This window comes from Dyella sp. (genome assembly GCF_035277725.1).
Taxonomy (GTDB): Bacteria; Pseudomonadota; Gammaproteobacteria; order Xanthomonadales; family Rhodanobacteraceae; genus Dyella_B.
This window is the reverse complement of record NZ_DATEJY010000092.1, coordinates 1-5,405: the sequence shown is the minus strand read 5'-3', so window position 1 is coordinate 5,405 and position 5,405 is coordinate 1. Positions and strand designations below refer to the sequence as shown.

Annotated in this window: 3 protein-coding genes; 2 read left to right on the top strand and 1 reads right to left on the bottom strand. The window is 63.0% G+C overall.

Going from position 1 to position 5,405, the window contains the following annotated elements; all coding sequences use genetic code 11:
• Positions 1-80 precede the first annotated feature (80 nt).
• Complete coding sequence (locus VJR68_RS08700; RefSeq protein ID WP_324147281.1) at positions 81-1,157, top strand: LacI family DNA-binding transcriptional regulator; 1,077 nt, start codon at positions 81-83, stop codon at positions 1,155-1,157.
• A 103-nt stretch (positions 1,158-1,260) separates the two neighbouring features.
• Here VJR68_RS08700 and xylA read toward each other — a convergent pair whose 3' ends face one another.
• Positions 1,261-2,598 carry a xylose isomerase gene (xylA, locus tag VJR68_RS08695; protein ID WP_324147280.1) on the bottom strand — a complete coding sequence of 446 codons (1,338 nt, stop codon included), beginning with the start codon at positions 2,596-2,598 and terminating at the stop codon, positions 1,261-1,263.
• Positions 2,599-2,913: 315 nt separating this feature from the next.
• Here xylA and hrpB point away from each other — a divergent pair.
• Positions 2,914-5,405 (top strand): ATP-dependent helicase HrpB (gene hrpB / locus VJR68_RS08690; protein ID WP_324147279.1); only part of this gene is annotated, 2,492 nt, incomplete at its 3' end.

The following is a 5,405-nucleotide window of genomic DNA, read 5'->3' as shown; positions in this document are numbered from 1 at the left end:
CGCTTTGAACCCACCGACGATTTCAACCGTGACCACGTTGCGTTGCTGACCGCGGCAGATTCGCCTGAAAGGAAACGACCTTGAAGAGGACAGACAAGAAATCGGTGCGCCGCAAAGGCGGCGCCGTCACCATCGATGAAGTGGCCGCGCTTGCCAAGGTCTCGCCGATGACGGTATCGCGCGTCATCAACGGCCACAGCAAGGTGCGCGACACCACGCGCGAGAAGGTCATGCAGGCCGTGAACAAGCTCGGCTACGTGCCCAACGCGGCAGCCAGCTCCTTGGCGGCGGCGCAGGATGCGCGCATTGCGCTGATCTACACCGATCCAAGTGGCGCCTACTTGCGCGAACTGTTGATGGGCACGCTGCACGGCGCCGCGCGCTCGGCAGCGCAGTTGGTCATTGCCGACTGGGACGAGCTTGGCGTGGGCACTGAACGCAAGGCGGCACGTGCGCTGGCGCGCAAGGTGGCCGGCGTGATCCTGCCGCCGCCACTGTGCGAATCCAAAACGGTGATCGACGAACTGGTGAAAGCCGGCGTGCACGTAGTCGCGATTGCCGCGGGCCGTTTCGATCCCGATATTTCCAGCGTGCGCATCGACGATTTCCTGGCCGGCAAGGAAATCACCAACTACCTCATCAAGATGGGACACACCCGCATCGCCTGCATCAAGGGCAACCCCAGCCAGAGCGCCAGCACGCGCCGTTTCGAGGGCTATCAGGCCGCGCTGAAGGAAGCGGGAATTCCATTGGATACGGCGCTGGTGCGGCAGGGCTACTTCACCTATCGCTCCGGCCTGCCGGTGGCGGAAGAACTGCTCGCCTTGCGCAAGCCACCCACGGCCATATTCGCCGGTAACGACGACATGGCAGCGGCGGCGGTGTCGGTCGCGCATCGGCGCGGCATCGATGTGCCGCGCGATCTGTCTGTCGTGGGTTTCGACGACAGCTCCGCGGCTACCACGATCTGGCCGGAGCTCACCACCATTCGCCAGCCGATTCTGGCGATGGCGGATGCCGCCATCGATATCCTGCTGCGCGCCATTCGCCGCAAGGAAGGCGAACCGCGCGTGGTGGTGCACCAAGTGGCTGCGCATCAGCTTGTATTGCGCGATTCGGTGGCGCCGCCGCACGCCGTGGCCGGCAAAAAAGCCTAGGCATGATGCGGAGGCAGGTTGGGGCGCGGCGAAGCCGAACCCCAGCATCGCACGCCAACACCCGCGAACGTTGTGCCCGCACTCGAGCGGCTGATCGCACATTTCAGCGCATCAGGTATTGATTGAGCAGATTCTCGTAACGCTCCTGCTTGCCGCTGCGCTTGGCGGGTTCGCCTTGCTTGGCGGCGAGTTCGCGCAAATCGGCAAGACCGAGTTTTCCTTGCTCGAAATCCATGCCTGCTCCTTGATCAAAGCTGGCATAGCGCTCAGCGCGCAAGCTTTCCCAAGGCGAGCGCGTCAACAGCGCATGCGCCACTTCAAGGCCGCGCGCGAAGGCATCCATGCCGCCGATATGCGCCATGAACAAATCATCCGCATCGGTGGATTCGCGTCGCACCTTCGCATCGAAGTTGAGGCCGCCAGGTGCCAGGCCACCCTGGCGCAACACCACCATCATCGCGCCAACCGTATCGTAGAAATCGGTCGGGAATTGATCGGTGTCCCAGCCGTTCTGCGCATTGCCGCGATTGGCATCAATGCTGCCGAGCAACCCATGATCGGATGCCACCTGCAGATCGTGCTCGAACGTGTGACCCGATAGCGTGGCATGGTTGGCCTCGATATTGAGCTTGAAATCTTTGTCCAGGCCATGCTTCTGCAGAAAACCTGCAACCGTGGCGGAATCGAAATCGTATTGATGCTTCATCGGCTCCATCGGCTTGGGCTCGATCAGGAAGTTGCCCTTGAAGCCGATGCTGCGGCCGTAATCGCGCGCCATCGTGAGGAAACGCGCGAAGTGATCCAGCTCGCGCTTCATCTGCGTGTTATGCAAGGAGGCATAACCTTCGCGTCCGCCCCAGAACACGTAGTTTTCGCCGCCGAGTTCTACGGTGGCTTCCAATGCCGCCTTGATCTGCACGCCTGCGCGCGCCACCACGGCAAAATCCGGATTGGTCGCCGCACCATTCATGTAGCGCGGATGGCTGAACAGGTTTGCCGTACCCCATAGCAACTTGATGCCACTGGCCTTCTGGCGCATCTTGGCCAAGGCGACCATGTGCTTGAGGTTCTTCTCGTATTCGATGACGTCGTCCGCATCCGGCGCCATGTCGATATCGTGGAAGCAGTAGTAGGGCACGCCCAGCTTGGTAAAAAACTCGAACGCGGCATCGAGCTTGGCTTCCGCGCGCGCGATCGGCGCGCCTTCGGCATCCCACGCATAGTTGCGTGTGCCAGGGCCGAACGGATCGTGGCCGGCGTTGCAGAAGCTATGCCAGTAGCACACCGCAAAACGCAGATGCTCGGCCATGGTTTTCTCGCCGATCTTCCGGTTGGCGTCGTAGTGCTTGAACGCCAGCGGGTTATCCGACTCGCGGCCTTCGAAGGGAATACGGCCGATGCTGGGGAAATATTCGCGTTTTCCGATAAAAGGAGTGCTCATGAGGTTTCAATCCCTGTCGATGGGTCATGCGGAAACCCGATGGCGAATCGGTCACATGCACCGTCGCGTGCGTCCGCAAAATGTTAGCGCTATCACTACGCTATCCGAGAAGCATCCAGCTGGCAAGTTCGATGCTGGCGTATAGGCCGTAAGGCATGGGCGAGAACGATGCAAACGGAGGGTGAGTAGATGCATCGCGAGATGGTGCGCTGCGTTAATTACGCTCGCTTGTTGGCAAGCAATCCTTGACGCCGTGCGCCTGTCATCGGTTTTTGCAACGCGACGAAGATTGGCGCGGCCACTATCATGGCGCGCATGAGCGCACCATCATTTCCCATCACCCCGTTACTCCCCGATATCCGCAACACACTGGCCACGCAGTCGCGCCTGGTGCTGGAGGCGCCGCCCGGCGCCGGCAAGACCACCCAGGTACCGCTCGCCTTGCGCGACGAAAGCTGGCTCGACGGCAAGAAGATCGTGATGCTGGAACCGCGGCGTATCGCCGCGCGTGCTGCCGCCCAATTCATGGCGCAGCAACTGGGTGAGCCGATCGGGCAGACGGTGGGCTATCGCATTCGCTTTGAATCGAAAGTCAGTGCGGCCACGCGGATCGAAGTAGTGACCGAAGGCATCCTCACACGACTGATCCAGGGCGACCCGGAACTCACCGGCATCGGCGCCATCTTGTTCGACGAATTCCATGAGCGTCACCTGGCGGGCGACCTGGGCGCCGCGTTGGCGCTGGATATCCAGCACACCTTGCGGCCGGATCTGCGCCTCGTGGTGATGTCCGCCACGCTGGATGGCGAACGCATCGCGCAATGGCTGGACGCGCCGCGCATCAGCAGTCCGGGGCGCAGCTTTCCGGTGCGCGTCGAGTATCCGCCGGCGCGTACGCAGGAAAACATGGAGCAGCATCTGGTGCGCGTGGTGCGGCAGGCGCTGGAGGAAAATCCAGGCGACGTGCTCACCTTTCTGCCTGGCCGTCGTGAAATCGTGCGCGTGCAGGGCATGCTGCAAGCGCTGCAGCGGGATGACCTGGAAGTGGTGGCGTTGCACGGCGAACTGTCGCTGGCCGAGCAGCAATTCGCGCTGGCGCCGGCGGAGGAATGCATGCGGCGCATCGTGCTTGCCACCAACGTGGCCGAGTCCAGCGTTACGTTGCCGGGTATTCGTGCGGTGATCGATACCGGGCTTGCACGCGAGCCGCGCTTCGATCCCAACTCGGGTTTTACGCGGTTGGAAACGGTGGCTATTTCGCAAGCGTCCGCCGATCAACGCGCGGGGCGTGCGGGACGTGTGGCGGAAGGCGCCGCGTATCGCCTATGGCCGCAAAGCCGTCGGCTGGATGCATCGCGCACGGCGGAAATCACCCAGGCTGAATTGTCCGGCCTTGCCTTGGAGCTGGCGGCGTGGGGCAGTGCCGAGCTGCCGTGGCTGGATGCGCCGCCGACCGGCGCCCTGGCGCAAGCGCGTGAACTGTTGACGCGTCTGGGTGCGCTCGATGCACAAGAGCGCATCACCGCTTTGGGACGCCGCATGCTGGAACTCGGCGCCACGCCGCGGCTTGGTGCGGCAGCGTTGCGTGCGCCGGAAACCCTGCATGCCTTGGTGGCCGATCTGCTTGCCTTGATGGAAGCGCGCTCGCCGCTGCGTGGCGAACAGGCGCGCAGCGATGATTTTCGCGCCCGCGTTTCCGCACTGCATGCCTGGCGCGATCGGCGCAGCGCAACGGGTTCCAGCTATGGCGCCGATGCCGGTGCGCTCGCGGCGATCGAGCAAGCCAGCAAAGGTTGGCGCCAGCGTTTGGGCTTGCGCAGTGCGGCCAGCGGTGTGCCGCATAGCCATGCGGTGGGTGACCTGTTGCTGCATGCGTTTCCCGATCGCATCGCGCGCCAGGACGAAGGCAATCCTTTGCGCTACACCTTGGCGAACGGCCGCGGTGCGCGTTTGCACGAGCAGACGGTGCTGATGGGCGAACCTTGGCTGGTGGTGCTCGATCTTCGTCACGAAGCGCGCGACAGCCTGGTTCTTTCCGGCGCGCCGCTCGATCCGCGCGTACTGGAAGAGGATTATCCCGCGCAGTTCCAGCGCGTGCGCAACGTGCGCTGGAATGAAGAACGCGCGGCCGTGGAAGCGTTCGAAGAACGTCGCTTCGGCGCCATCGTGCTTGAGCGCCGCAGCGTTCCTGTGCAGGCGGAAGATGCCGTGCCCGCCTTGCTTGCAGCGATTCGCCAACGCGGGCTCGATGCGTTGCCATGGAGCGAAGCGGCACGCCGCTTGCGCCTGCGCATGCAATCGTTGCGCGAGTGGATGCCGGATCTTGGGCTGCCGGATGTTTCCGATGCACATCTGTTGGAAACGCTGGAAGACTGGCTTGCGCCTTATCTGCAAAACAAGCGCAAGCTCGATGCGTTGTCGGAAGAGGATCTGTCGCAAGCGCTCGCGGCGTTGTTCGACTACGAGCAACGCAGGCACTTGGATGCGCAGGCGCCCGATAGCCTGGCGGTGCCGAGCGGGCAGACGCGCCGTCTTGAATACAGCCCGGGCGAACCGCCGGTATTGGCGGTGAAGCTGCAGGAATTATTTGGCCTCGCCGATACGCCGCGCGTGGCCGGTGGGCGCATTCCCGTGACCTTGCATCTGTTGTCGCCGGCGGGGCGACCGATCCAGGTGACGCAGGATCTGCAGGGTTTCTGGGAGCGCACCTATCCGGAAGTGAAGAAGGAGTTGAAGGGGCGTTATCCCAAACATCCCTGGCCGGATGATCCGTGGACGGCAACGCCGACACATCGGGCGAAACCGCG